21 protein-coding genes are annotated in these 25197 nt (G+C 66.8%); 15 read left to right on the forward strand and 6 right to left on the reverse strand.

All coding sequences use genetic code 11. From position 1 onward, the window contains the following. The coding region (locus tag MSP7336_RS05945; protein ID WP_425325765.1) for a septum formation family protein at window positions 1-1263 on the reverse strand (1263 nt) is incomplete at its 3' end. Between the two features lie 111 nt (window positions 1264-1374). Between MSP7336_RS05945 and serS the strand changes: the two genes are divergently transcribed. Continuing rightward, window positions 1375-2628 (forward strand): serine--tRNA ligase, encoded by a 1254-nt coding sequence (serS, locus tag MSP7336_RS05950; RefSeq protein WP_113963268.1) that lies wholly within the window; start codon window positions 1375-1377, stop codon window positions 2626-2628. Here serS and MSP7336_RS05955 read toward each other — a convergent pair. Further along, a complete protein-coding gene (locus MSP7336_RS05955) occupies window positions 2625-3098 on the reverse strand; it encodes a DUF2834 domain-containing protein (protein WP_113963269.1) in 474 nt (157 codons plus the stop codon). The genes serS and MSP7336_RS05955 overlap by 4 nt on opposite strands. A 70-nt stretch (window positions 3099-3168) precedes the next feature. Here MSP7336_RS05955 and MSP7336_RS05960 point away from each other — a divergent pair, with 70 nt between their 5' ends. Next, the gene (locus tag MSP7336_RS05960) at window positions 3169-3795 is read left to right on the forward strand and encodes a TetR/AcrR family transcriptional regulator (protein WP_113963270.1); all 627 of its coding nucleotides are present in this window, start codon (window positions 3169-3171) and stop codon (window positions 3793-3795) included. 46 nt (window positions 3796-3841) lie between these two features. Next, a complete protein-coding gene (locus MSP7336_RS05965) occupies window positions 3842-5401 on the forward strand; it encodes a phytoene desaturase family protein (RefSeq protein WP_113964790.1) in 1560 nt (519 codons plus the stop codon). 51 nt (window positions 5402-5452) lie between these two features. Here MSP7336_RS05965 and MSP7336_RS05970 read toward each other — a convergent pair whose 3' ends face one another. Both MSP7336_RS05970 and MSP7336_RS05975 read right to left on the reverse strand, forming a co-directional pair. Next, complete coding sequence (locus MSP7336_RS05970) at window positions 5453-5782, reverse strand: PH domain-containing protein (RefSeq protein WP_069393985.1); 330 nt, start codon at window positions 5780-5782, stop codon at window positions 5453-5455. After that, on the reverse strand, window positions 5779-7329 hold the full coding sequence (locus MSP7336_RS05975; protein ID WP_113963271.1) for an MBL fold metallo-hydrolase: 1551 nt from the start codon (window positions 7327-7329) through the stop codon (window positions 5779-5781). The genes MSP7336_RS05970 and MSP7336_RS05975 overlap by 4 nt, the downstream gene beginning before the upstream one ends. A 92-nt stretch (window positions 7330-7421) precedes the next feature. Between MSP7336_RS05975 and MSP7336_RS05980 the strand changes: the two genes are divergently transcribed. Genes MSP7336_RS05980 through MSP7336_RS05990 form a run of 3 tightly spaced genes read left to right on the forward strand, consistent with a single transcriptional unit; the run spans window position 7422 to window position 9803 of the window. After that, entirely contained in the window at window positions 7422-8201 is a 780-nt protein-coding gene (locus tag MSP7336_RS05980; RefSeq protein ID WP_069393983.1) for a lysophospholipid acyltransferase family protein, read from the forward strand. 5 nt (window positions 8202-8206) lie between these two features. Continuing rightward, window positions 8207-8947: a lysophospholipid acyltransferase family protein gene (locus tag MSP7336_RS05985; protein ID WP_069393982.1), complete on the forward strand. Its 741-nt coding sequence runs from the start codon at window positions 8207-8209 to the stop codon at window positions 8945-8947. Between the two features lie 37 nt (window positions 8948-8984). Then, window positions 8985-9803 (forward strand): HAD family hydrolase, encoded by an 819-nt coding sequence (locus MSP7336_RS05990; RefSeq protein ID WP_425325732.1) that lies wholly within the window; start codon window positions 8985-8987, stop codon window positions 9801-9803. Window positions 9804-9815: 12 nt separating this feature from the next. Here the strand turns inward: MSP7336_RS05990 and MSP7336_RS05995 are convergent, their stop codons facing one another. Together MSP7336_RS05995 and MSP7336_RS06000 are read right to left on the reverse strand one after the other, a co-directional pair. Then, window positions 9816-11429, reverse strand: coding sequence for an N-acetylmuramoyl-L-alanine amidase (locus MSP7336_RS05995; RefSeq protein ID WP_113963272.1), 1614 nt, complete (start codon window positions 11427-11429; stop codon window positions 9816-9818). A gap of 167 nt (window positions 11430-11596) precedes the next feature. Next, the gene (locus MSP7336_RS06000; protein ID WP_113963273.1) at window positions 11597-12556 is read right to left on the reverse strand and encodes a hypothetical protein; all 960 of its coding nucleotides are present in this window, start codon (window positions 12554-12556) and stop codon (window positions 11597-11599) included. A gap of 256 nt (window positions 12557-12812) precedes the next feature. Between MSP7336_RS06000 and glf the strand changes: the two genes are divergently transcribed. The 9 genes from glf (at window position 12813) to fadD32 (ending at window position 25190) form a co-directional block, all read left to right on the forward strand. After that, entirely contained in the window at window positions 12813-14009 is a 1197-nt protein-coding gene (glf, locus tag MSP7336_RS06005; RefSeq protein WP_069393978.1) for a UDP-galactopyranose mutase, read from the forward strand. Next, the gene (locus tag MSP7336_RS06010) at window positions 14006-15892 is read left to right on the forward strand and encodes a glycosyltransferase (protein WP_069393977.1); all 1887 of its coding nucleotides are present in this window, start codon (window positions 14006-14008) and stop codon (window positions 15890-15892) included. Before glf ends, MSP7336_RS06010 begins: the two co-directional genes overlap by 4 nt. Beyond that, on the forward strand, window positions 15885-16439 hold the full coding sequence (locus MSP7336_RS06015; protein WP_069393976.1) for a phosphatase PAP2 family protein: 555 nt from the start codon (window positions 15885-15887) through the stop codon (window positions 16437-16439). The genes MSP7336_RS06010 and MSP7336_RS06015 overlap by 8 nt, the downstream gene beginning before the upstream one ends. Window positions 16440-16449: 10 nt before the next feature. Continuing rightward, window positions 16450-17364: a decaprenyl-phosphate phosphoribosyltransferase gene (locus MSP7336_RS06020; protein ID WP_113963274.1), complete on the forward strand. Its 915-nt coding sequence runs from the start codon at window positions 16450-16452 to the stop codon at window positions 17362-17364. After that, window positions 17342-19321, forward strand: a complete 1980-nt coding sequence (aftB, locus tag MSP7336_RS06025) for a terminal beta-(1->2)-arabinofuranosyltransferase (RefSeq protein WP_425325733.1) — start codon at window positions 17342-17344, stop codon at window positions 19319-19321. The genes MSP7336_RS06020 and aftB overlap by 23 nt, the downstream gene beginning before the upstream one ends. Before the next feature lie 411 nt (window positions 19322-19732). Next, window positions 19733-20851, forward strand: a complete 1119-nt coding sequence (gene ag85A / locus MSP7336_RS06030; RefSeq protein ID WP_084226246.1) for a diacylglycerol acyltransferase/mycolyltransferase Ag85A — start codon at window positions 19733-19735, stop codon at window positions 20849-20851. Between the two features lie 147 nt (window positions 20852-20998). Beyond that, window positions 20999-21892 carry an alpha/beta hydrolase-fold protein gene (locus MSP7336_RS06035; RefSeq protein ID WP_084226245.1) on the forward strand — a complete coding sequence of 298 codons (894 nt, stop codon included), beginning with the start codon at window positions 20999-21001 and terminating at the stop codon, window positions 21890-21892. A gap of 101 nt (window positions 21893-21993) precedes the next feature. Continuing rightward, on the forward strand, window positions 21994-23013 hold the full coding sequence (culp6, locus tag MSP7336_RS06040) for a carboxylesterase Culp6 (RefSeq protein ID WP_113963275.1): 1020 nt from the start codon (window positions 21994-21996) through the stop codon (window positions 23011-23013). 281 nt (window positions 23014-23294) lie between these two features. Next, window positions 23295-25190, forward strand: a complete 1896-nt coding sequence (gene fadD32, locus MSP7336_RS06045; RefSeq protein WP_113963276.1) for a long-chain-fatty-acid--AMP ligase FadD32 — start codon at window positions 23295-23297, stop codon at window positions 25188-25190. Window positions 25191-25197 lie beyond the last annotated feature (7 nt).

A 25197-nucleotide genomic window follows, 5' to 3' on the forward strand; every position in this document is an offset into this window, starting at 1 on the left:
CCAGGCCTCCGGTGGCGGCGCTCCGGGCTCCTGCTGGGCGGGAGCTGCCGGTTGCTGCTGGGCTGGCGGGCCTGCCGGCTGTTGCGGCAGGTGCTCGTTGCCCTGCCGCTGCTGCTGCTGTTGGCCGGTCGATCCGGTCGAGCCCGCCGTCGACGAACTCGACCCCCCGGAACTCGGCGCGGGCATCGGAATCGGCGGCAGGTTGAGCCGCTCCTGCGGGATGTCCGGCGGCGGGACCGGTGGCTGACCATTGATCAACAAGGGCCCCTTGGCGCTGTTGACCAGCGTGGCCCAGCCGCCGTTGCCCAGTGTGGCGCCGATGCTGCAGGCAACTTCGCGGCTGCCCGCCGACCAGCTCGGCAACGACAGGGTGCTGTAGATCAATGTCAGGGTGGTGCTGCGCAACTGGACCGGCGCCAGGTAGGCGTCCGTCAGCTTGGTGCAGGACTCTTTGATGAAGGCGTCCTGTTCCGGCTCGGGGGGCAGCGCCTCGGGAAACCTCGCGGCCACGTTGACCGTGCCGGTGACCTCCATCGCGTGCGGGGCGGCACAGTCGACCGGGACGTCGGTGGGCTGGTTGGTCGAGGAATCGATGCCCAGGCAGGTGCCGTCCGGCCACACCCGGGACTGGTCGAGGTCGGCGACCTTGCCTTTGAAGACCTGCTGTTGGTTGTCGGCGCCGGGCAACTGCAACCCGCACAGCATCCGGCGCTCACCGGCCTGCCGCCATGCCTTGTCACCGGACCACAGCATGCTGATGGTGAACTTGCTGTTCGGGTCGAACTTGGTGGCAAGATACCGGTGCACCGCCGATTCACACTGCTCCTGGCTGATTTGTTCGATGCGCGCCGCCGACGGCGGAGCAGCGTCCGGGCCGTACTCCGAGCCCGGGAAGGTCCGCATGTCGATGGACTCGGCGACCTCGAAGCGGTGCTCGTCCTTGCAGTCGACGATGGTGGCGGCCTCCGGCGACTTGTCCGGCCACATCAGGCAGTCGCCGCGACCGGCACGGTTGAACGCTTCGTTGCCCTTGGCTCCGGTAGCCGGCACCGGGTCGATGTAGCCGGCCAGCCGGCCGCCGTCGCCGATCGGGATGGCGGTGACGATTCCGGCGATGAGCAGTCCGCCCAGCGCGGTCAGCAGCAATGCGCGACGGGTAGCCGACGCGTGCAGGGTCCGGAGCCACCCGGACCGCGACGACCGGGATACCGGCTGGTCGGCGACCGGTTTGTCCTGCCCGGGTGCATCCAACATTGGGTCTATTCTGACAGGCCGCGCCGAGGGCTGTGACAAATGATGCGATTGTTGCTGCCGAGTCGGCGCCTCGGTGGCCGCCGTCCTGCGGCGTGGCGATCAAAAGTAGTGTTCTAGGCCGTGATCGACCTGAAGTTGCTGCGCGAAGACCCCGACGCCGTCCGTCGCTCCCAGATCAGCCGCGGCGAGGACCCCGCAATGGTCGATACGCTGCTGGCCGCCGACCGTCAGCGCAGGGCCGCGATCTCGGCGGCGGATTCGCTGCGCGCCGAGCAGAAGGCCGCCAGCAAAAAGGTGGGCGCCGCATCCGCCGACGAGCGCCCGGCCTTGCTGCAGCGCGCCAAGGAACTCGCCGAGGAGGTCAAGGCGGCCGAGGCTAAACAGGCCGACGCCGAGGCGGCGTTCACCGCGGCCTACCTGGCGCTCCCCAACGTCGTCCTCGACGGGGTGCCCGCCGGCGGGGAGGAGGACTTCGCCGTTCTGGACACCGTCGGGGAGCCGGCGGCGATCGAAAACCCCAGGGACCATCTAGAGCTCGGCGAGTCGTTGGGTCTGATCGACATGGAACGCGGGGCCAAGGTGTCCGGGTCGCGGTTCTACTTCTTGACCGGCCGCGGCGCGCTGCTGCAGCTGGGGCTGCTGCAGCTCGCGGTCCGGCTGGCCGTCGACAATGGCTTCACGTTGATGATCCCGCCGGTGCTGGTGCGCCCAGAAGTCATGTCGGGCACCGGATTCCTCGGCGCGCACGCCGAAGAGGTCTATCACCTCGAAGCCGACCACCTCTATCTCGTCGGTACCTCCGAGGTGCCGCTGGCCGGCTACCACGCCGACGAGATTCTCGACCTGTCCGCGGGACCGCTGCGCTACGCGGGCTGGTCGTCGTGTTTCCGCCGGGAAGCCGGCAGTCACGGCAAAGACACCCGCGGCATCATCCGCGTGCACCAGTTCGACAAGGTCGAGGCCTTCGTCTACTGCGTGCCCGACGACGCCGAAGCCGAGCATCAACGCCTGCTGGACTGGCAGCGCGAAATGCTGAGCCTGATCGAGGTGCCCTACCGCGTGATCGACGTCGCGGCAGGCGATCTCGGCTCGTCGGCGGCCCGCAAGTTCGACTGCGAGGCCTGGATCCCCACCCAGGGCACCTACCGTGAGCTGACCTCTACGTCGAACTGCACCACGTTTCAGGCGCGTCGGCTCGCCATCCGCTACCGCGACGCGGGCGGCAAGCCGCAGATCGCCGCCACACTCAACGGCACGCTGGCCACCACCCGCTGGCTGGTCGCCATCCTGGAAAACCATCAGCAGCCCGACGGCAGCGTGCGAGTGCCCGCAGCGCTGGTGCCCTTCGTCGGCACCGAGGTCCTCGAGCCTTAGGCCGCGGGGGAAAGCTCGTGCCGGTGCTGGCGCTCGACGGTGGCGAAGTAGAACGCGAACGCGAAGGCGAAACTGGTGAACAGGCTCGACACGAAATACAGCCACGGACGCCGTAGCCCACGCCGATACCCGTCGACGATGGTAAACAACGGCAGCAGAATCACATTCGCGATCGTGTAGTCCTGACTGGCCGAACCCGCCGCCGGATTGGTGAACATCAACCGGATGTAGTCCGACCAACTGCCCGGGCCCCAAATAGGATTGGCATTGCCGGCGGCGTACTCCCGGACGAACCGGATGTTGAAATACCAGCCCAAGATGATCGACGCGATACCGACCGCGTAGAACAGGCACTCCAGCGGCGAGAACCGCGGCCCCTGGGCAGGCCGCGCGAACACGGCCGGGTTGGACGCGACGATCCACCCGATCACCGTCAGTCCCAGGATTGCGTGCACCAGAAGTGAGACCATGCGGGGCAGTGTCGCCGGACCCGGATAGTTTTGTCAATATTGACAGAACTGGATGCGGTACTTTACGGGCATGGTCAGGCCGGCGCAGACGGCGCGCAGCGAGCGCACTCGCGAGGCGCTCATCCAGGCTGCGCTGGTGCGATTCTTGGCCCAGGGCGTGGAAGAAACCTCGGCCGAGCAAATCGCCTCGGACGCCGGCGTATCGCTGCGCACCTTCTATCGGCACTTCAGCTCCAAACACGACTTGCTGTTCGCCGACTACACCGGCCTGACCTGGTTTCGCGCGGCGCTGGACGCCAGGCCGGCCGACGAGCCGGTCATCGACTCGGTGCAGTCGGCCATCTTCGCGTTTCCCTACGACGTCGAAGCGGTGACGAAGATCGCCGCGCTGCGAGGCGCCGAGCTCGACCCGGACCGCATCGCCCGCCATATCCGCGATGTCCAGGCCGACTTCGCCGACTCCATCCACGCGCAGCTGCAACGCCGTAGCGGCCCGGCCGCGCAAAAACCGGATGCCCAGCTGCATTTCGCGGTGACCGCCCGGTGTATCGCGGCGGCTGTCTTCGGCGCCATGGAGGTATGGATGGAAGGCGACGACCGCTCGCTCGGTGAGCTGGCGCGGATGTGCCACGCGGCGCTGGAGTCCCTGCGCGCCGGTATCTCCGACACCTGGTCAGCGCCCGCAGTTTCGTCATAATTGACAAAACTTGGCGAAGCATGCCAGCCTGCACTCGGAGGGCGACATGGACTACGACGCGATCGTCATTGGTGCCGGGCACAACGGGCTGGCCGCCGCGGTGATGTTGCAGCGCGCCGGGCTGCGCACGCTGTGCCTGGAATCCAAGCTCTACGCCGGCGGGATGGCCTCCACGGTCGAGTTGTTCGACGGCTACCGGTTCGAGATCGCCGGGTCGGTGCAGTTCCCGACGGCGGCCGTGGTTGTCGAGGCGTTGGGTTTGGACACCCTGCCGACGATCGACCTGGACGTCATGTCGGTCGCGCTGCGCGGTGTGGGCGATGATCCGTTGATCCAGTACAGCGACCCGGTCAAGTTGTTCACCCACCTCAACGAGGTGCACGACGCCGACGCCGTCAACGGCATGGCCGGGCTGATGGCCTGGAGCCAGGCACCCACTCGGGCACTGGGCCGGTTCGACGCCGGCGCGCCGCCGAAGACTCTCGACGAGATGTACGCCTGCGCCACCAACGAATTCGAACGCTCGGCCATCGATGAGATGCTGTTCGGCTCGGTCACCGATGTGCTGGACCGCTATCTTCCCGACCGCGAAAAGCACGGCGCGCTGCGCGGCTCGATGACCGTGCTGGCCGTCAACACCCTCTATCGCGGGCCGGCCACCCCCGGCAGCGCCGCAGCGCTGGCGTTCGGGCTGGGCGTCCCCGACGGCGACACCATGCAGATGAAGAAGCTGCGCGGCGGGATCGGCGCGCTCACCGCGCATCTGTGCGACACGTTCACCAACCACGGCGGCGAAGTGCGGCTACGCACCAAGGTGACCGAGATTCTCGTCGACAACCGGAAGGTCAGCGGGGTGCGCACCGAGGCCGGCGACACCATCACCGCGCCGATCGTGGTCTCGGGCATCGCGCCCGACCTCACCGTCAACGAGCTCGTCGATTCGGCTGCGCTGCCGGCCGACATCCGGGAACGCTTTGCGCGCACCGACCACCGCGGCAGCTATCTGCAGATGCACTTCGCGCTGGACGAAGCGCCCAGCTTCGCCGCGCCGTACGAGGCGCTCAACGAGCCGGCCATGCAGGCATCGATCGGCCTGTTCTGCACGCCCGAAGACGTCCAGCAGCAGTGGGAGGACTGCCGGCGCGGCATCGTGCCGGCCGATCCGACGGTGGTGCTGCAGATTCCGTCGCAGAACGATCTCGACCTGGCACCCCCGGGCAAGCACGCCGCGTCGGCGTTCGCGCTGTGGTTCCCGATCGAAGGCGGCGTGGACTACGGTCAGGCGAAAGTCGAGATGGGCCAGCGGGTGATCGACAAGATCACCCGGCTGGCACCGAACTTCGAACGAAGCATCATCCGCCACACCACGTTCACACCCAGGCACATGGGTGTCATGTTCGGTGCTCCGGGCGGCGACTACTGCCACGGCCTGTTGAACCCCAACCAGATCGGCCCCAACCGCCCCGGCCCCCAAGGATTTCTCGGTCAGCCCATTCCTATCGACGGGTTGTATCTGGGCAGTGCGGGATGCCACGGCGGGCCGGGCATCACGTTCATCCCCGGCTACAACGCCGCCCGTCAGGCACTGGCCGACGCCGGGCGTTGAGATTGCGCGCAGGGTTGTTGATTCGCGGCAACCACGACACCGTGTGCAATCTCAACGGCTCAGTAGCTCGTCCAGCAATGCAGTGAACTCTTGCGGGTCGGCCGGCGTGAACGCGGGGCTGGGCCAGGTCCCCGGTACGTCCAGGGTGATCAACGTCGACTTGAACGGTCGGCGCACATCCAACGGCAGCCAGCGCCGCAGATCCGAAGTGCCCCAGAGGCGCAACCGGTGCGAAAACAGTCCCAGCGGCTCAGCCTTGTATCCGCGGACGGCGCTCAGCGGGATGACCTTCGAGGTACCCGACGGAAAGTGATAGCGGTGCAACGTGATTGCTTCCCGATCCAGTTGGACCAGGCCGTCGTCATACTGCTGCGTGCTCATAGGCGCCTACACCGAAGCTCGTGGCCACGCGCGGTGAGGCAGCGGCCGTCCTGTAGGTTCCACTGCCAGCCGTGCAGATTACACGTCAAGGTGTTGCCCTCCACCACACCGAACTTCGACAGGTCGGCCTTCAGGTGCGGACAGCGACGCTGAATCTCCCAGCCGTCCAACGTTATCGACGCCGTATCGTCGTGGGTTTCGGCGAACCAGCCGTCGGCGTACGCGATACGCTCGTCGGTCAGGCATTTGAAGAAGGTGTACAGGTACTCGTTGTAGCCGCCCACTCGCCACGCCTTGAACCGGGTGGACAAGAAGATGGTGTTGACCCAGTCGGGCTCATGGTCGCGCAGCACGGTACGCACCAGCTGCGGCGGGATCGCGAAGCCGTAGCGGAATTTCTCGTCGGGAACCGGTTCACGCACGGTGCGTTTCGGGAAGTCGAGGACGACGGTTTCCGCCCCCAACACCAGCTCGACGGGATAGCCGATCCCGTCGCAGACCTCGTCGCTGGCCAGCATGATCGGCTCGAGCGTTGCGCGCAGCGGCTCCAGAAGTGGTTCACCGGCCGCCGGCGCCCAACGCGCCTTCTCCGCCGCCAGCACCGGCGCCATCCGGGCGGCGTAGTCGGCGATATACGCCGCTTTGCCGGTCGTGAAGATCGCCTCGACCTGTTCCGTGGGCAGCGGGTGGAGCAATGAATCCAACTGGGCGCCAGTGAAATTCGCGGTCGAACCGGGCATCATCAACAGTCCGCGGTCATGGCCGTGGGTGCGCATCTGGTCGAGGAACACCATCTGGTCGGGGAAGATGTTGGCCGGATCGCCGTGGTCGTCGTTGAGGTGACGCAGCTCAGGGTCCAAGAAGCACGGCGGGCCGGCCGACGGGATCACCCAGGTGGCGTCGACCTGCGCGATGTATTGGCGGGCCCGATCCATCTGGCGCTGGCGCTTCTGGACGCCGAACACCTCCTTGGCCCGGGCAGGCATGTCGTAGACCATCGGGTACCAGATTGCGCCGGAGTACTGCAGCATGTGCACGTCGACGTGGCCGAATTCGGCGTGCAGCGGCTCTAAATCGACCGGCCGGGCGTCGTTCATGTTGAACGCCGTTGTCTCGCCGTCGAAGACCGCCAGCGCCGAGTCGCCGATCGGGCCGTCCGCGGGCGCTCGCAGCGAGATGATCATGATGTCCAGCTCGCCCTTGGGCCCGCTGACCCGGTGCTTCACCGAATCCGTCGTCTCGAAGAACCGGTGAAAACCCAGCTTGGTCAACTCGTCGCGCAAATCCGGGACCGGGAAATCCGGCAACAGCACCACGGCCTGCTTGTTCACATGCTCGGCGAGTAACTGCGCGTCGAAGTGATCCTTGTGCAGATGCGAGACATAGAGGTAGTCGCAGTCGCCGAGCGCGTCCCAGTCCAATGCGCTGTTGTCCGGAAACGGGAACCACGCGCCGAAGTAGGCCGGGTTGACCCACGGGTCGCACAGAATGCTGCCCGCCCGGGTCTCGATCCGGAAGCCGGCATGGCCGACGCTGGTGACCTGCATTGCCGCCCAAGCTTAGCGGGGGTCGGCTCGCCGGCCCGATTCCTTCGACGGCCCCCGACGCACTCCGGGCGCAAAAGTTTAGGGTTGAGGCCGTGGAGCCGGTATACGGAACGATCATCCAGCTTGCTCGCCTGGCCTGGCGGGTGCAGGGCTTACGCTTCACCGTCACCGGGGTCGAACATCTGCCCAGGACCGGCGGGGCCGTCATCGCGATCAACCACACCAGCTATTTCGACTTCACCTTCGCGGGCCTGCCCGCCTACCAGCAGGGCCTCGGCCGCAAAGTGCGATTCATGGCCAAGCAGGAGGTGTTCGACCACAAGATCTCCGGGCCGATCATGCGCGGCTGCCGCCACATCCCGGTCGACCGGGAAAACGGGGCTGCCTCGTTCGAGGCCGCCGTCGCAGCGCTGCACGCCGGGGAACTCGTCGGGGTCTACCCGGAGGCCACGATCAGCCGCAGTTTCGAAATCAAAGAGCTCAAGTCCGGTGCCGCGCGGATGGCGATCGCCGCCGACGTGCCGATCATCCCGCACATCGTGTGGGGCGCCCAGCGCATCTGGACCAAAGACCACCCGAAGAATCTGCTGCGTCCCAAAGTGCCGATCACAGTGGCCGTCGGCGAGCCGATCGAGCCGACGCTGCCGGCACCGGAGCTGACAACGTTGCTGCATTCCCGCATGCAGCATCTGCTCGAGCGGGCGCAAGACTCCTACGGGATTCATCCGCCCGGCGAGTACTGGGTACCGCACCGGCTGGGCGGCGGCGCTCCCACGTTGGCGCAGGCCGCTGTGCTGGATGCCGAGGAAGCCAGCCGGCGGGCGGCGGCCCGGGCCGCCCGTCGCTCCGACTCGGAGGCTGCACCGGAGTAGCGGGTATGGAACCGGTTTTCCGAACTCTCGAGATCGCCGCCAAGGCATTGGTGCGTCTCACCGGGACCGACATCACCTTTCAGAACCTCGAGAACATTCCCGCCACCGGCGGCGTGGTGATAGCGATCAACCACACCAGCTACGTGGATTGGCTGCCGGCCGGGCTTGCCGTGCATTACCGGGGCCGACGCATCCGCTACATGATCAAGGCCGAGATGCAGCAGGTGAAGGTGGTCAATTTCCTGATCAAGCACACCAAGACCATCCCGGTGGACCGGGCGGCCGGCAAACAGGCGTATGCCGTCGCGGTGCAACGGCTACGCGAGGGAGAAGTGGTCGGGTTGATGCCGGAGGCCACCATCAGCCGCAGCTTCGAGCTCAAGGAGTTCAAGACCGGCGCCGCCCGGATGGCGCTGGAGGCTCAGGTGCCGATCGTGCCGCTGATCGTGTGGGGCACGCAGCGCATCTGGACCAAAGACCATCCCAGAAACCTCGGGCGCAAGAAGATCCCGGTCACGGTGGCGGCCGGTCCGCCGCTCGCCCCGCGGGGCGGCGTCGAAGAACTCGAAACCGCGCTGCGCGACGAGATGACGTCGCTGTTGCACCGGGTGCAAGAGGAATATCCCCACCCCGAAGGGGCGTTCTGGGTACCACGCCGCCTGGGTGGCGGAGCACCCACGCTGGACGAGGCGAAAGTGCTCGAGGAAGCTGAACGGGCCGAACGGGCCCGAAAGCGTGGAGCATGAGCCCGGGTTCGGGCTGCCTAGACCACAGGAGATTGCCGTGACGTTGCCAGCGCTCATCGCTTGCGATGTCGACGGCACCCTGCTCACCGCCGACGAGAAGATCACCGCGCGTACCCGCAATGTCATCCACGCCGCGGTCGCTGCCGGCACGCGGTTCGTATTGGCCACCGGACGTCCGCCGCGCTGGGTGCAGCCGGTTGTCGACGAACTCGGCCTCGCACCGATGGCGGTCTGCGCCAACGGCGCTGTCATCTACGACCCGGCAACCGACCAGGTGGTCTCGGCGCGCACTCTCTCGGTCGATACGCTTGCACAGCTGGCGGAGATCGCCAGGCGCACCATTCCCGGGGTCGGGCTGGCCGTCGAACGGATCGGGCACAGCGCCCACGACACGGCGACACCGCAGTTCGTCAGCTCCCCGGGTTATGAACACGCCTGGCTCAACCCCGACAACACCGAGGTGTCCATCGAGGACTTGCTCAGCGCACCGGCGATCAAACTGCTGATCCGCAAGGCCGGGGCCAGCAGCGGCGACATGGCAGCCGAACTAGCCAAACATATTGACAGCCAAGGCGATATCACGTACTCCACCAACAACGGTCTGGTCGAGATTGTCCCGCAGGGCGTCAACAAGGCGACAGGTATCGCCGAGATTGCGCAGCCGTCAGGCATCGCCGACGACGACATGGTCGCGTTCGGGGATATGCCCAACGACGTGCCGATGCTGCTGCGGGCCGGTCACGGCGTCGCGATGGGCAACGCGCACCCCGACGCGATCGCCGCCGCCAACGAGATCACCGCACCCAACACCGACGACGGGGTGGCGCGGGTGTTGGAACGCTGGTGGCTGTCGTAGCGCTCGCCGGGATCAGGCGGCCGGGTGCACCGGTGAGAACCGCTCCAGCTGCACCGGGGGCCCGCTCGGCGACGGTGGCGGTAATTCCTGCGCGACGCCGTCGATGACCCGGGTGACGCGGCCGGTCTCGCGGTTGAAGTTCAACGTGCCGTGCTGGAAGTTCTGCGAAATCCATTGCGGCTCTTGGATTTCCCCGCTGGTCGGCAGTCCCAAAGCGCCACGCTCGTAGCCGAGCGCTGCCCAGGCGTCGTAGATGGCGCCGGTGAGCGGCTGGGCGCCGGTCACCGGCGACCAGTAGATAGCACCCTTGTCGAAGGTGGCATACCGGGCGTCACCGGCCGCGGTGGCCTCCGGCGACGTCGGCGCGCCCAGCGGGCTGTTCATACCGCCCATCGACTGCCACCGGGCATGGATCTCGCCACCCTGCAGTGCTGCCTCCAGATCCTGCGGCCCCGGTGGTTCATTGAATCTTGCTGCGATATCCCGAATTTCGTCCATCAGGGCGTACGCGACGTTGCCGGGGCAGTCGGTGGCGCCGACGTCGCGATGACTGAATATCGCGGGCAATGCCGGTGTTGCGCCGTCCGGGAAGTTGGTGTTGGGCCCGCCCGACGAGGTCAGCATCACGGTGCCGTGCGGGTCGACGTGGTCGATGCTCAGCCGCCAGCCGAGCAGCCGGCCCAGCGTGCGCAGCTGAATCGGCGTGGGTGGCTCGTCGTCGAAGTTGCCGATCATCGCCACCCCGAAGGTGTCGCGGTTGAATCCGCCGGTGTGTGATCCCTCGACCGCTCTGCTGAGCCCCCCGGCGCGGCCTTCGAACACCTGGCCGTACTTGTCGACCAGGGCGTTGTAGGCGATGTCGCACCAGCCCAGCGTTTGGGTGTGGTAGGCGTAGATCGACCGGACGATGTCCGCGGAATCCAGCGGCCCGTAGTCGTTGCTCTCCGCGGTGTGGTGGACCACTGCGCCGCGAATCCCGTTGTCGTACACCGAGGTTCCACATCGGAGGGATTCGTCTGCGCCCCACTGTTCGCGGCTGATGATGTGGGGTGGTTGGCCCGGCGCGATCACCGCCGCGGGCGGTGTCCACTGGTTGTCGGCCGGCGCCTGGGGCGGGGAGATCAGGACCGCCGAAATGTTCTGCGGCAGTGGCTTTTCGACCGTCGCCGGGCGGTAACCCAGTGCGGCCTCGGTCCGCCTCGCGACCGGCGGGGGTGTGGTCAGTGGTGCATCGGCCGGCCGGGTGACCGCGATCTGCACCGTCGTCGTCTTGCCGACAAAGACCGCGTCGGTGCCGTGCGGGCCGCCGTCGCTGGTCGAGCCCAGCGGCTCAGCGTCGTGCCAGGGACCCCAGGAGCCGTCGGCGCGCTTGGCGCGCAGCCGCGCCGAGGTGCCGGTCAGATCGCCGCCGGTGAGCGCCACCATGGAGAACGGTGTCGGCCGGCTGATTTCCCGGACCGATACACCTCCGCCCAGCCCGACCAGGGGCTGCTGGGTGAGTTGGGTGTCGCCGGGGCCGGCTGGCCGGTCTTCAGGCGCACTCGGCGTGAGTGCCCACGGCACGACGACGAGGGTCGCTGTGACGGCGGTGAACAGTATCGCCGGCGGGCGACGGCGGAGCGGCACGCACCGATGTTACTTATGTGACGTCTGTTGCTTATGATGCGACACGGCGCGGCGGTGGACTAGTTCACCGACCCGGCAACGGCACCGCAGAGTTGAGCCCGAAGGGGTGAGCCAACATCTGCGGTGCCGTTAGGGGACACAATCCAAATGTGCCGGGTCAGGCCGGATCAGGCCGGCGGAGGCGGTGGTGCCGGGACGGGCGCGGCGGCTGCCCCACCGTTGGCGGCGCCCTGCATGGCCTGCGCGATTGACGGCATCACCAAGCCCTTGAGCAGGTCGATAGCCTGGCTGGCACCGAGCTGGTTGGCGGCATTCATCACCTCACTGATGAGGCCGCCGCCGCCACTGGAGCTCGCCGCCGGCATCGCCCCCAACGAGGGGTCGCCGAGGATCGGGTAGGTGCCACCCAACCCGGGGTCCAATCCGATCGGCTCGCTGATCGGCATCTCGCCCGGAGAGGTGAGGCCCGGGCTGAGCAACGCCGGGTCCACACCCGTCGGGCTGGTCAGTCCTGGCGTGACTCCGGCCGGGCTGGTCAGCCCCGGGGTGGTCAGCGACGGGTCGGTGAGCCCGGGCGTGGTGGTGCCGGGCGTCGTGGCGCCGGGAATCGTGGTGCCCGGCATCGTGGTTCCCGGCGTAGCTCCCGGCGTGGTCAGGCCCGGTGTAGCACCCGGCGCGGTCAGGTCCGGGCTGGTGAGCGACGGGTCGGTCAGGCCCGGCGTGCCAGGTGTGGGCACACCCGGTGTGGTCAGGCCGGGTGTGGTCAGACCAGGTGTCGTGAGGCCGGGTGTGGTCAGGCCGGGTGTGGTCAGACCCGGCGTCGTGAGGCCGGGCGAGGTCAGACCCGGGCTGGTCAACCCCGGCGAGACCGTCGATGTGGTGCCGGTCAGGCTGGGCACCGGCGGCAGGTTGACCCCGAACTGTGACAGTCCCTGGGACAGCGCCGAGATCAGCTCGCCGGGCAGGTCGGTAATTTCCGCGGCTCGGACGAACTCGTGGTGCTCGGGAGCCGGTTTGGTGTCGGCCGTCAATTGGCAGACCGCGACATAAGCAAAAGGACTCGCGACCGCCAGAGCGGCGACTGCGCTCATGGCTGTCGAAAGCCTGCGTCGACGTCGGTTCGGCACGAAAGTCTCCTCAATGCGGACTTGGTGGTCCCCGTTCGCATGCCGGCGAAATGCGGCACGGTGCCTGGCGATCAGGCCACGTGATCGATGGTACTGATGTGAATAGTGTGATTAGAGTGACGATATGTAATCGTGAGCAGATCGCGACCTTTGTCACCTCGTGGCGACCCGTTCGCCGCGCACGGCGCGATACAGCCTCGCTCCCGGGCGCTGCGAAGCGGGCGGCGGCTGTCCGGTCGGATACCCTGTTCAACCGATGACCTCTCGTTTCGACCTCTTCGTCGTCGGCTCCGGGTTTTTCGGCTTGACGGTTGCCGAGCGCGTGGCGACCCAGCTCGGCAAGCGCGTGCTGGTGGTGGAGCGGCGCCCGCATATCGGCGGCAACGCGTACTCCGAGCGCGAGCCGCAGACCGGGATCGAGGTGCACAAATACGGTGCGCACCTGTTCCACACCTCCAACAGGCGGGTGTGGGACTACGTGCGGCAGTTCACCGAGTTCACCGGCTATCAGCACCGCGTGTTCGCCATGCACAACGGGCAGGCCTATCAGTTCCCGATGAATCTGGGTCTGGTGTCGCAGTTCTTCGGCAAGTACTTCTCACCCGATGAGGCCCGCCGGCTGATCGCCGAGCAGTCCGCCGAAATCGACACCGCCGAGGCCCGCAATCTCGAGGAGAAGGCGATCTCGCTGATCGGCCGGCCGCTCTACGAGGCGTTCGTCAAGGGTTACACCGCCAAGCAGTGGCAGACCGACCCCAAAGAGTTGCCGGCGGCCAACATCACCCGCTTGCCGGTGCGCTACACCTTCGACAACCGCTACTTCAACGACACCTACGAAGGCCTGCCGGTCAACGGCTACACCGCGTGGCTGGAAAACATGGCCGCCGACGAGCGCATCGAGGTCCGGCTCAACACCGATTGGTTCGAGGTGCGTGACCAGTTGCGCGCCGCCAGCCCGGACGCGCCGGTCGTCTACACGGGTCCGCTGGACCACTACTTCGACTACTCCGAAGGCCGGTTAGGCTGGCGCACTTTGGATTTCGAGGTAGAGGTGCTACCGACGGGCGACTTCCAAGGCACCTCGGTGATGAACTACAGCGATCTCGACGTGCCTTACACCCGCATACACGAGTTCCGCCACTTCCACCCCGAACGCGACTACCCCACCGACAAGACGGTGATCATGCGGGAATACTCGCGGTTCGCCGGCGACGACGACGAGCCCTACTATCCGATCAATACCGAGGCCGACCGCGCCGTGCTGGGCGCCTACCGGGCCAGGGCCAAGGCCGAGACGGCTTCGTCCAAGGTGCTTTTCGGCGGGCGGCTGGGTACCTATCAATATCTGGACATGCACATGGCCATCGCCAGCGCACTGAATATGTACGAGAACACCCTTGCGCCGCATCTGCGCGACGGTCTGCCGCTAGAGGAAAGGAGCGGCGCCAAATGAGCGCAGTGAGCCTGCTTGCTCGTGTGATCTTGCCCCGCCCAGGCGAGCCCCTGGACGTTCGCAAGCTCTACGTGGAAGAGTCGGTGACCAACGCGCGCCGCGCCCATCCGGCCACCCGCACGTCGCTGCAGATCGGCGCGGAGTCCGAGGTGTCGTTTGCGACCTACTTCAACGCGTTTCCGGCCAGCTACTGGCGACGCTGGACGACGCTGACCTCGGTGGTGCTGCGCGCCGAGTTGGCCGGCACCGGGCGCGTCGATATGTACCGCACCAAGGCCACCGGTGCGCGCATCTACATCGAAGGCCGCAACTTCGCCGGCAGCGCCGAGCAGCCCGAGGCCCTCGAATTCGAGGTGGACCTACAGCCGTTCGAGGACGGCGGGTGGATCTGGTTCGACATCACCAGCGACAGCGAGGTCGTGCTGCAAAGCGCAGGCTGGTACGCGCCGGTGCCGGCGCCGGGCGTGGCCAACATCGCGGTGGGCATCCCGACCTTCAACCGGCCCAGCGACTGCGTCAACGCGCTGCGGGACCTCACCTCGGATCCGTTGGTGGACAAGGTGATCGGTGCTGTGATCGTGCCCGACCAAGGCACCTCGAAGGTACGTGACCACCCGGAGTTCGCCGCAGCCGCCGCCGCGCTGGGCAACCGGCTGTCCGTTCACGACCAACCCAACCTGGGTGGCTCCGGCGGATACAGCCGGGTGATGTACGAGGCGCTGAAAAACACTGACTGCCAGCAGATCCTGTTCATGGATGATGACATCCGTATCGAGCCCGACACCATTTTGCGGGTGCTGGCCATGCACCGATTCGCCAAGTCGCCGATGCTGGTCGGCGGTCAGATGCTCAACCTGCAGGAGCCGTCGCACCTGCACATCATGGGTGAGGTGGTGGACCGGGACAACTTCATGTGGACCGCCGCGCCGCACACCGAGTACGACCACGACTTCGCCAAATTCCCGTTGAGCGACAACAACCTTCGCAGCAACCTGCTGCATCGGCGCATCGACGTCGACTACAACGGCTGGTGGACGTGCATGATCCCCCGCCAGGTCGCCGAGGAGCTGGGCCAGCCGCTGCCGTTGTTCATCAAATGGGACGACGCCGACTACGGGCTGCGTGCCGCCGAACACGGTTATCCGACCGTCACCCTGCCCGGCGCCGCGATCTGGCACATGGCGTGGAGCGACAAGGACGACGCCATCGACTGGCAGGCCTACTTCCATCTGCGTAACCGCTTGGTGGTCGCGGCCATGCACTGGGACGGAAACATCATGGGCCTGGTGCGCAGCCACCTCAAGGCGACACTGAAACACCTTGCCTGTCTGGAATATTCGACGGTAGCGATTCAAAACAAAGCCATCGACGATTTCCTGGCCGGCCCCGAACACATCTTCTCGATCCTGGAAAGTGCGCTGCCGGAGGTGCACCGCATCCGCAAGGAGTACCCGGACGCCGTCGTGCTGCCGGGGGCCGACGAGTTGCCGGCGCCGTCGCGGCGCAACCGGCAGATGCGTCCGCCGGTGCACCCGGTGGCCATCGGTTACCGGTTGGCCCGCGGAGCGTTGCACAACCTCACCAAGGCCGATCCGGAACATCACCACCGCCCGCAGCTGAACATCCCGACCCAGGACGCCCGGTGGTTCAAGCTGTGCACGCTCGACGGGGCCACCGTCACCACCGCCGACGGCCGCGGTGTGGTGTACCGCAAGCGTGACCGGGCGAAGATGTTCGGGTTGCTGTGGCAGTCGCTGCGCCGTCAGCGCAAGCTGGCCAGCCGCTTCGACGAGATGCGGCGGGTGTACCGCGAGGCGTTGCCGGTGCTGTCCAGCAAGCAGAAGTGGGAAAGCGTCCTTCTCGCTGTAGAAGGCCATGACTGAGCAACGCGCTCCCGCACGGGAGGCGCCGCCGGGTCGCGTCACCGCGCCACGCGGGGAACTGCGCGCCTTGGCGGCAATCCAATCGGCGCTGGCCGAGCGGCCCGGAATGCTGGGTTCGGCGCGCGGCCTGTCGTACTTCGGCGAACACAGCCTCGGCTGGCTGGCGGTGTCGGCGCTCGGTGCGCTGCTGCAGCCGCACCGGTGGCGGGCATGGCTTTTGGTGGGGGCCGGCGCGTTCACCGCGCACGCTGCCGCCGTGGTGATCAAGCGGGTGGTGCGCCGCGAGCGGCCACGCCATCCGGCGGTCGCCGTGCACGTCGGCACCCCGAGCCGGCTGAGCTTCCCGTCGGCGCACGCCACCTCCACCACCGCGGCGGCGCTGCTGCTGATGCGGGCCACCGGCTCGCGGCTGCCGGCGCTGCTGGTGCCGCCGATGGCGTTGTCTCGGATGCTGCTCGGCGTGCACTATCCCAGCGACGTGGCAGTCGGCGTGGGTGTCGGCGCGACCGTGGCAGCCGCCGCGGTCCGGCTAGACGGGCGGTTGTAAGGGGTGGCCGATGAGTGAGGACGTGGTGCCGGTGACCGGACCTCCGGCAAACCTGATCGTTGGCGTCGCCAAGGCGATCCGCCCACGGCAATGGGTGAAAAACGTGCTGGTGCTGGCGGCGCCGGTGGCCGCGCTGGGAACCGAGGTCCGCTACAACTACGTCGACGTGCTCGGCAAAGAAGCCGTCGCGTTCGTGGTGTTCTGTCTGGCCGCCTCGTCGGTCTATCTGATCAACGACGTCCGCGACGTGGAGGCCGATCGCGAGCACCCCACCAAGCGGTTCCGGCCGATCGCGGCCGGTGTGGTGCCTGAGTGGCTGGCCTACATGCTGGCGGCGATTCTCGGGGTGGCCTCACTCGTCATCGCCTGGTGGCTGACGCCGAACTTGGCGGTGGTGATGGCCGTCTATATCGGCATGCAGTTGGCGTACTGCTTCGGCCTCAAACACCAAGCGGTGATTGACATTTGCATCGTCTCATCGGCGTATTTGATCCGGGCCATCGCCGGCGGCGCGGCTGCCGATATTTTCCTGTCCCAATGGTTTCTGCTGATGGCGGCATTCGGGTCGCTGTTCATGGTCGCCGGCAAGCGCTACGCCGAACTGCAATTGGCCGAACGAACGGGTGCCAAGATCCGCAAGTCGCTGGAGAGCTACACCAGCACCTACCTGCGCTTCGTGTGGACGATGTCGGCGACCGCGCTGGTGGTCTGTTACGGGCTGTGGGCGTTCGAACGCGACCGCTACACCGGCACCTGGTTCGCGGTGTCGATAGTTCCGTTCACCATCGCGGTTCTGCGGTACGCGGTCGACGTCGACGGCGGGCTGGCAGGCGAACCCGAAGATATTGCGTTGCGCGACAGAGTCTTACAGCTTCTGGCGCTGACCTGGATTGGGACCGTTGGTGCTGCTGTTGCGTTCGGCTAGCACCGCCACGGCCTCACCCCGCCGACCCGTCCCCGTGCCGGCCCGCTCGTCATTCCCCTACGACACCACGGTGCGAGTCAGTCTGTGGGCCAGCGCGGCAATCGTCGCTGCGCTGTTCGGTTGGGGTGCCTGGCAACGCCGTTGGATCGCCGACGACGGACTGATCGTCTTGCGCACGGTGCGAAATCTGTTGGTCGGCAACGGTCCGGTGTTCAACGCCGGAGAGCGGGTGGAGGCGAACACGTCGGTGCTGTGGACCTATCTGATCTACGCCGGCAGCTGGCTTGCCGGGCCGATGCGGCTGGAGTACGTCGCGCTGGTGCTGGCGCTGGCGCTGAGTGTGCTCGGCGTCGTGCTGCTGATGCTGGGCACCGGGCGGCTATATGCGCCAAGCCTTTTGGGCCAACGCGCCATCATGCTGCCGGCCGGCGCGCTGGTCTACATCGCGGTGCCACCGGCGCGCGACTTCGCGACATCCGGTCTGGAGAACGGGCTGGTGCTGGCTTATCTGGGGCTGCTGTGGTGGATGATGGTCTGCTGGTCGCAGGCCTTGCGAACCCGACCGCCGGGCCGTTTGTTCACCGGTGCGCTGGCGTTCGTCGCGGGCTGCAGCGTCCTGGTGCGCCCCGAGCTGGCGCTGATCGGCGGCCTGGCGCTGATCATGATGCTGATCGCGGCGCGGACCTGGCGGCGGCGGGCGCTGATCGTGCTGGCCGGCGGCTTGCTTCCGGTGGGCTATCAGATCTTTCGGATGGGTTACTACGCGCTGTTGTTCCCCGCGACCGCGCTGGCCAAGGACGCCGCCGGCGACAAGTGGCCACAGGGGATGCGCTACCTGTCCAACTTCAACCGCCCCTACGCGCTGTGGGTGCCGGCGCTGCTGTTGCTGGTGCTGGGTTTGCTGCTGCTGACCTCCCGCGCCCGGTCCGTCTGGAATAGGCGCACCCCGCCGCGGGAATACGGGCCGCTGGCCCGCTTCGTGCAAAGCCCCGCCGCGGTGGTGGCGTTCATCATCGTCAGCGGCCTGCTTCAGGGTTTTTACTGGATCCGGCAAGGCGGCGACTTCATGCACGGCCGGGTGTTGCTGGTGCCGCTGTTTTGTTTGCTGGCACCGGTGGCGGTGGTGCCCGTCGTGTTTCCGGACGGATCACGCTTTACCCGGGAGACCGGTTATTGGCTGGCGGGCAGCGTCAGCGCGTTGTGGCTCGCGGTGGCCGGATGGTCGCTGTGGGCGGCCAATTCGCCCGGGATGGGTGACGACGCGACCCGCGTCACCTACTCGGGCATCGTCGACGAGCGGCGGTTCTACGCCCAGGCGACCGGGCATGCGCATCCACTCACCGCGGCCGACTACCTGGACTATCCGCGAATGCGTGCGGTTCTGGTGGCGATGAACAACACGCCGGAGGGCGCGCTGCTGCTGCCGTCGGGCGATTACGACCGGTGGGACTTGGTCCCGGTGATTCCGGAGCAGGCACCGCGCGGGCCGGACGAAAAGGGCCCGCACACAGTGTTTTTCACCAACCTGGGCATGCTGGGCATGAATGTCGGCCTGGACGTGCGGGTAATCGACCAGATCGGGTTGGCGAATCCGCTTGCCACGCATACCGACCGGCTGAAGTACGGCCGGATCGGTCACGACAAGAACTTGTTCCCGGACTGGGTGATCGCCGACGGCCCGTGGGTGAAGTGGTATCCGGGTGTTCCCGGCTACCTCGACGCCAAGTGGGTCGCCCAGGCGGAAGCGGCACTGAAATGTCCGGCGACCCAGGCGGTGCTCAACTCGGTTCGCGGGCCGATGGGCCCGCATCGGTTCGTCTCAAACCTGTTGCATTCCTATGAGTTCACCAAGTATCGGATCGACCGCGTTCCGCTCTACGACCTGGTCCGGTGTGGGCTCGAAATTCCCGAAGCCGGCGCCCCGGCGTACAACGGGATGCCGGCCGGCGGGCCGTAGCTGGTGTCGTGAGTCATCGCTGATCTCGCTTGCCGAACCCTAGTGACGATGGCGGCCCTCGTCCGATTTTGTGCATCGAAGAGACGGAGCGACGAATTCGATGTGAATTTTTTCCTCGCCGGCCTCGCCACTGTAACAGCCCACATCCCACGACGACAGCAACGCCGAAACCTCTCGCTCACCGGCAAAGAACGGTGCGCGGGCACATTCACCGACGCGGTGCAACCACGTTCTGCTGTGACGTCCAACACCCCTCGGCAGCCGCGTTTGTCGGTGGTCTCGATGAGAGGGTTGCCGACAAGGTGTGGTTGACTACACGGGCACTGCTGCGCCGCCCGCTGGGCACGTTGGACACAGCGCATGCAGTCCGACCCGAAACATGGGCCAACACAAGATGAGGATGAAGCACGGATGAAGCTTGTTGACAGAGTTCTCGGCGCGGCGAAGGGGATGCCGCGCCGACTCGCGTTGGGCGCCGCCGCGGCCGCCCTGCTGCCCGGGCTGATCGGCGTCGCCGGCGGTTCGGCGACCGCGGGAGCGTTTTCGCGGCCCGGTCTGCCGGTTGAGTACCTGCAGGTGCCGTCGGCGGCGATGGGGCGCGACATCAAGGTCCAGTTCCAAAGCGGCGGCGCCAACTCACCGGCGGTCTACCTGCTCGACGGTCTGCGTGCTCAGGACGACTTCAATGGCTGGGACATCAACACCCCGGCCTTCGAGTGGTACTACCAGTCCGGCCTGTCGATGGTTATGCCGGTCGGCGGGCAGTCCAGCTGGTACACCGACTGGTACAAGCCGGCGTGCGGCAAGGCCGGCTGCCTGACCTACAAGTGGGAGACCTTCCTCACCAGCGAGCTGCCGCAGTACCTGCAGGCCAACAGGCAGGTCAAGCCCACCGGCAGTGCCGCGGTCGGCCTGTCCATGGCCGGGGCGTCCGCGCTGAACCTGGCCAACTACCACCCGGACCAGTTCATCTACGCCGGCGCGATGTCCGGCCTGATGGACCCGTCGCAGGGGATGGGGCCGTCACTGATCGGCCTGGCGATGGGTGACGCCGGCGGCTACAAGGCCGCCGACATGTGGGGCCCGAAGGAAGACCCGGCGTGGGCGCGCAACGACCCGCTGCTCAACGTTGGTAAGACGATCGCCAACAACACCCGGCTGTGGATCTACTGCGGTAACGGCAAGCCGTCCGAGCTGGGTGGGGACAACCTGCCGGCGAAGTTCCTCGAGGGCTTCGTGCGGACCAGCAACATCAAGTTCCAGGACGCCTACAACGCCGGCGGCGGTCACAACGCGGTGTTCAACTTCCCGGAAAGCGGTACGCACAGCTGGGAGTACTGGGGCCAGCAGCTGAGCGCCATGAAGGAAGACCTGCAGCACACGCTGGGCGCCACGCCCGGTGGCAGCGCCGACACCGGCCAGTCCGCCCAGGGCAGCCAGGTCAACGCGGCCGGCCAGACCACCGGCGGCAGCCAGGGCACTCCGCAAGGCAGCGGCGGCACCCCGGTCGCTGCGGGCACCGGCCGCTAGCCGACACAACGACATGGCCGACGGCGGCGACCTCATGGTCGCCGCCGTCAGTCGTTCCATCTATCCCGTCGAGTGTGGTGTGATTCACTACGTTGCGGGCCGGGGCCCTGCACGGGGTTGATGAAGCGATACACGAGTGAGGTGGACATGAGGGGTCTGTCGACGCTGGCAAGGGTGCTGTTCGCTGCCGTGCTGACGGTCGCATCGGGAGTGGTGCTGGTAACGGGCGCCGGTGCGGCGCGCGCGGCGAACTACGAAAACCTGATGGTGCCGTCGGCCGCGATGGGCCGCGACATCCCGGTGGCCTTCCTGGCCGGCGGCCCGCACATGGTCGTGCTGCTGGACGCGTTCGATGCCCATCCAGAGCTCAGCAACTGGGTGACCGCGGGTAACGCCATGAACACGCTTGCCGGCAAGGGCATCTCGGTGGCGGCCCCGGCCGGTGGCGCCTACAGCATGTACACCAACTGGGAACAGGACGGCAGCAAGCAGTGGGACACCTTCTTGTCCAGCGAGCTGCCGGACTGGCTGGCCGCCAACAAGGGACTCGCCCCGAATGGCCACGCGGTCGTCGGCGCCGGCCAAGGCGGCTACGGCGCGATGGCACTGGCGTGCTTCCACCCCGACCGGTACGGCTATGCCGGTTCGATGTCGGGCATCCTGCGCCCGTCGGGCACCGACGAGAACGGCGCAATCACCGCCGGCATGGCGCAATTTGGCGGCGTCGACGCCTACGGCATGTGGGGCGCCCCGCAGCTCGGGCGGTGGAAGTGGCACGACCCGGACGAACACGCCGCGCTGCTGGCCGCCAACAACACCCGGGTATGGGTGTACGCCCCGCAGGGCGGCGCCAGTAACCCGGCCGCGGTGATCGGCCAGCAGGCCTGGGCCGCCGGTGACGGCCACTTCTTCTACCAGCAGTACCGCAACGTCGGCGGCCACAACGGGCACTTCGAGTTCCCGCAGGCCGACAACGGCTGGGGTTCGTGGTCCTCTCAGCTGGCGGTGATGTCCAGCGACATCGTCGGCGCCATTCGCTGACGCCGTCATCGGCGCCGGTGCCTTGCAGCCCGGTACCGTGAAGCAGGGTGCGACGGCCGCTGCACGGCCGTCGACTGCGAATGACTCTGCCAGCAGGAGACATGGTTAAAAAGGCTGCTAATGCGCGCCGTAGACGTCGCCGCATTCTGGGACTGATCGCGGCCGCGTCGGTCGCACTGGTCGTGGCGTTGGTGCTGCTTTTCGTGGTGATGTATCTGCGCCAGCCGAAAACGCCGCCCAGCGCGGTGCCGCCGAGCATCGTGCCGCCGACCAGCAGCCCGGCCCGCCCGCACAAGCCGCGACCGGCCTTCCAGGACGCCAGCTGCCCGGATGTGCAGCTGCTGTCGATTCCCGGCACCTGGGAGTCCTCGCCGCAGGACAATCCGCTGAACCCGGTCCAATTCCCGAACGCGTTGTTGCTCAACGTCACCCGGCCGCTCAGCGAGGAATTCGACAGCAGCCGGCTCGAGGATTACACGGTTCCCTACACGGCTGAGTTCCACAATCCGCTGTCCAACGACAAGCAGATGTCCTACAACGACAGCCGCAAAGAAGGCACCCGGGCGGCGGTCAAAGCGCTGACCGACATGAACGAAAGATGCCCGTTGACCAGCTATGTGTTGATCGGCTTTTCGCAGGGTGCGGTGATCGCCGGCGACATCGCCAGCGACATCGGAAACGGGCGCGGGCCGGTCGACGCTGACCTCGTGCTGGGTGTGACGTTGATCGCTGACGGTCGTCGCCAACCAGGTGTGGGCAAGGACATCGGGCCCAACCCGCCGGGCCAGGGCGCCGAGATCACCCTGCACGAGGTTCCGGTGCTGTCTGGCATGGGCCTGACGATGACCGGCCCGCGGCCCGGCGGCTTCGGTGACCTCAATGACCGGACCTACGAGATCTGCGGACAGGGCGACTTGATCTGTGCCGCACCGCAAGAGGCTTTCAGCATCGTCAACCTGCCCAAGACGCTGGACACTTTGGCCGGCGGCGCGGGGCAACCGGTGCATGCGCTGTACAACACCACCCAGTTCTGGAGCTTGGACGGCCAGCCGGCCACCGAGTGGACGCTGAACTGGGCCCGCGAGCTGATCAAGAACGCGCCGCATCCCAAGCACGGATGACCGACATAACGGTTCTGATAAGCGGTGCATTTTGATTTGGTCCGCAGCGCACTGACCCTTAACATTAAGAGATAACTAAGAAGGGCTCCGATCGGCCTGCCGGGTCGATGCGGTTGCGGTCGGCTGCGATCGTGTTTCTGTAGCATCTGTGAGGTTTGGCGCTCGCAACACACGGTGCAGGCAGGACACGCCGGCCGGGCCGGCGACCGACGTCCGGTGGAAAGCGTCCGCGGAGCTCGCACACTTAGCCCAAGACGCGTGGTTGACAGGAGACAGTGCCGATGGCGTACCACAACCCGTTCGTCGTGAACGGTGAGATCAGATTCCCCGAGAACGCCAATCTGGTTCGTCACGTCGAACGGTGGGCATCGCTGCGCGGCGATAAGCTCGCCTACCGTTTCCTGGACTTCTCCACTGAACGCGACGGCGTTGCCCGCGACATTTCCTGGGCGGAGTTCGGTGCTCGCAACCGCGCGATCGGCGCCCGCTTGCAGCAGGTCACCCAACCGGGCGACCGCATTGCCATCCTGTGCCCGCAAAACCTCGACTACCTGGTGGCGTTCTTCGGCATCTTGTACTCGGGGCGGATCGCGGTGCCGCTGTTCGACCCGGCCGAGCCCGGTCACGTGGGACGTCTGCACGCGGTGCTCGACGATTGCACCCCGTCGACGATCCTGACCACCAGCAGCTCGGCCGAAGGCGTCCGCAAGTTCTTCCGGTCCCGCCCGGCCAAGGAGCGGCCGCGTGTCGTCGCCGTCGACGCGGTGCCCAATGACGTCGCCTCCACCTGGGAAGAACCCACCAACCCCGACGTCGACACCATCGCCTATCTGCAGTACACCTCCGGCTCCACCCGGGTACCGACCGGCGTCGAGATCAGCCACCTGAACCTGGCCACCAATGTGGTCCAGGTGCTCAACGCCTTCGAAGGGGTCGAAGGCGACCGCGGCGTCACCTGGCTGCCGTTCTTCCACGACATGGGCCTGATCGCGATCATGCTCTCGCCGGTGCTCGGCTATTACTGCACCTTCATGACGCCGGCCGCCGTGGTGCGCCGGCCGATTCGCTGGATGCGCGCCCTCGCCGGCACCGAAGGCGACACGGGCCCGACCTATTCGGTTGCGCCCAACTTCGCCTACGAGCACGCCGCGGCTCGCGGATTGCCCAAGGACGACGAGCCGCCGCTGGATTTGTCCAACGTCAAGGCGCTGCTCAACGGCAGCGAGCCGATCTCGGTGTCGTCGATGCGCAAGTTCACCGAAGCGTTCAAGCCGTACGGCCTGCAGGAAAAGGTGATGAAGCCGTGCTACGGCCTGGCCGAGGCGACGCTGTTCGTGTCGATCACCCCGATGGACGAGGCGCCCACCATCATCTACGTCGACCGGGAGGCGTTGAACAACCACCGGTTCGTCGAGGTCGACAAGGATGCGCCGAGCGCCGTCACCCAGGTTGCTGCCGGCCAAGTCGGTGTCGACGAGTGGGCGGTGATCGTCGACGCCGACACCGCCAGCGAGTTGCCCGACGGCCACATCGGCGAGATCTGGTTGCACGGCAAGAACATGGGTCTGGGCTACTGGAAGCGCGACCAGGAGACCCAGGAGACCTTCAAGAACATCCTCAAGTCGCGGACCAGCCCATCGCACGCCGAGGGTGCTCCCGACGACGGGCTGTGGGTGCGCACCGGCGACTACGGCACCTACTACAAGGGCAACCTCTACATCACCGGCCGGGTGAAGGATCTCGTCATCATCGACGGACGCAACCACTACCCGCAGGACCTGGAGTACTCGGCGCAGGAAGCCACCCGCGCGCTGCGCACCGGCTTTGTGGCCGCGTTCTCGGTGCCGTTGAACCAGTTGCCGCAGGCGGTCTTTGACAATCCACACGCCGGCCTGAAGTACGACCCGGACGACACCTCCGAGCAGTTGGTGATCGTCGGTGAGCGCGCGCCGGGTGCGCACAAGCTGGACTACCAGCCCATCGCCGACGACATCCGCGCGGCCATCGCCGTGCGACACGGGGTGACGGTGCGCGACGTGTTGCTGGTGCAAGCCGGCTCGGTGCCGCGCACGTCCAGCGGCAAGATCGGGCGTCGTGCCTGCCGGGCCGCCTACATCGACGGAACCCTGCGCAGCGGGGTCGCGGCCCCCAACGCCTTCCCCGACCGAGCCGACTGACCCCGAC

The organism is Mycobacterium shimoidei (assembly GCF_900417275.1).
GTDB lineage: Bacteria > Actinomycetota > Actinomycetes > Mycobacteriales > Mycobacteriaceae > Mycobacterium > Mycobacterium shimoidei.

Coding starts and splice junctions, on each gene's coding strand:
- MSP7336_RS05955 (WP_113963269.1), bottom strand. CDS start 3,098: ATGGTCTCACTTCTGGTGCACGCAATCCTGGGACTGACGGTGATCGGG.
- MSP7336_RS05960 (WP_113963270.1), top strand. CDS start 3,169: ATGGTCAGGCCGGCGCAGACGGCGCGCAGCGAGCGCACTCGCGAGGCG.
- MSP7336_RS05965 (WP_113964790.1), top strand. CDS start 3,842: ATGGACTACGACGCGATCGTCATTGGTGCCGGGCACAACGGGCTGGCC.
- MSP7336_RS05970 (WP_069393985.1), bottom strand. CDS start 5,782: ATGAGCACGCAGCAGTATGACGACGGCCTGGTCCAACTGGATCGGGAA.
- MSP7336_RS05975 (WP_113963271.1), bottom strand. CDS start 7,329: ATGCAGGTCACCAGCGTCGGCCATGCCGGCTTCCGGATCGAGACCCGG.
- MSP7336_RS05985 (WP_069393982.1), top strand. CDS start 8,207: ATGGAACCGGTTTTCCGAACTCTCGAGATCGCCGCCAAGGCATTGGTG.
- glf (WP_069393978.1), top strand. CDS start 12,813: ATGACCTCTCGTTTCGACCTCTTCGTCGTCGGCTCCGGGTTTTTCGGC.
- MSP7336_RS06010 (WP_069393977.1), top strand. CDS start 14,006: ATGAGCGCAGTGAGCCTGCTTGCTCGTGTGATCTTGCCCCGCCCAGGC.
- MSP7336_RS06015 (WP_069393976.1), top strand. CDS start 15,885: ATGACTGAGCAACGCGCTCCCGCACGGGAGGCGCCGCCGGGTCGCGTC.
- MSP7336_RS06020 (WP_113963274.1), top strand. CDS start 16,450: ATGAGTGAGGACGTGGTGCCGGTGACCGGACCTCCGGCAAACCTGATC.
- ag85A (WP_084226246.1), top strand. CDS start 19,733: ATGAAGCTTGTTGACAGAGTTCTCGGCGCGGCGAAGGGGATGCCGCGC.
- MSP7336_RS06035 (WP_084226245.1), top strand. CDS start 20,999: ATGAGGGGTCTGTCGACGCTGGCAAGGGTGCTGTTCGCTGCCGTGCTG.
- culp6 (WP_113963275.1), top strand. CDS start 21,994: ATGGTTAAAAAGGCTGCTAATGCGCGCCGTAGACGTCGCCGCATTCTG.
- fadD32 (WP_113963276.1), top strand. CDS start 23,295: ATGGCGTACCACAACCCGTTCGTCGTGAACGGTGAGATCAGATTCCCC.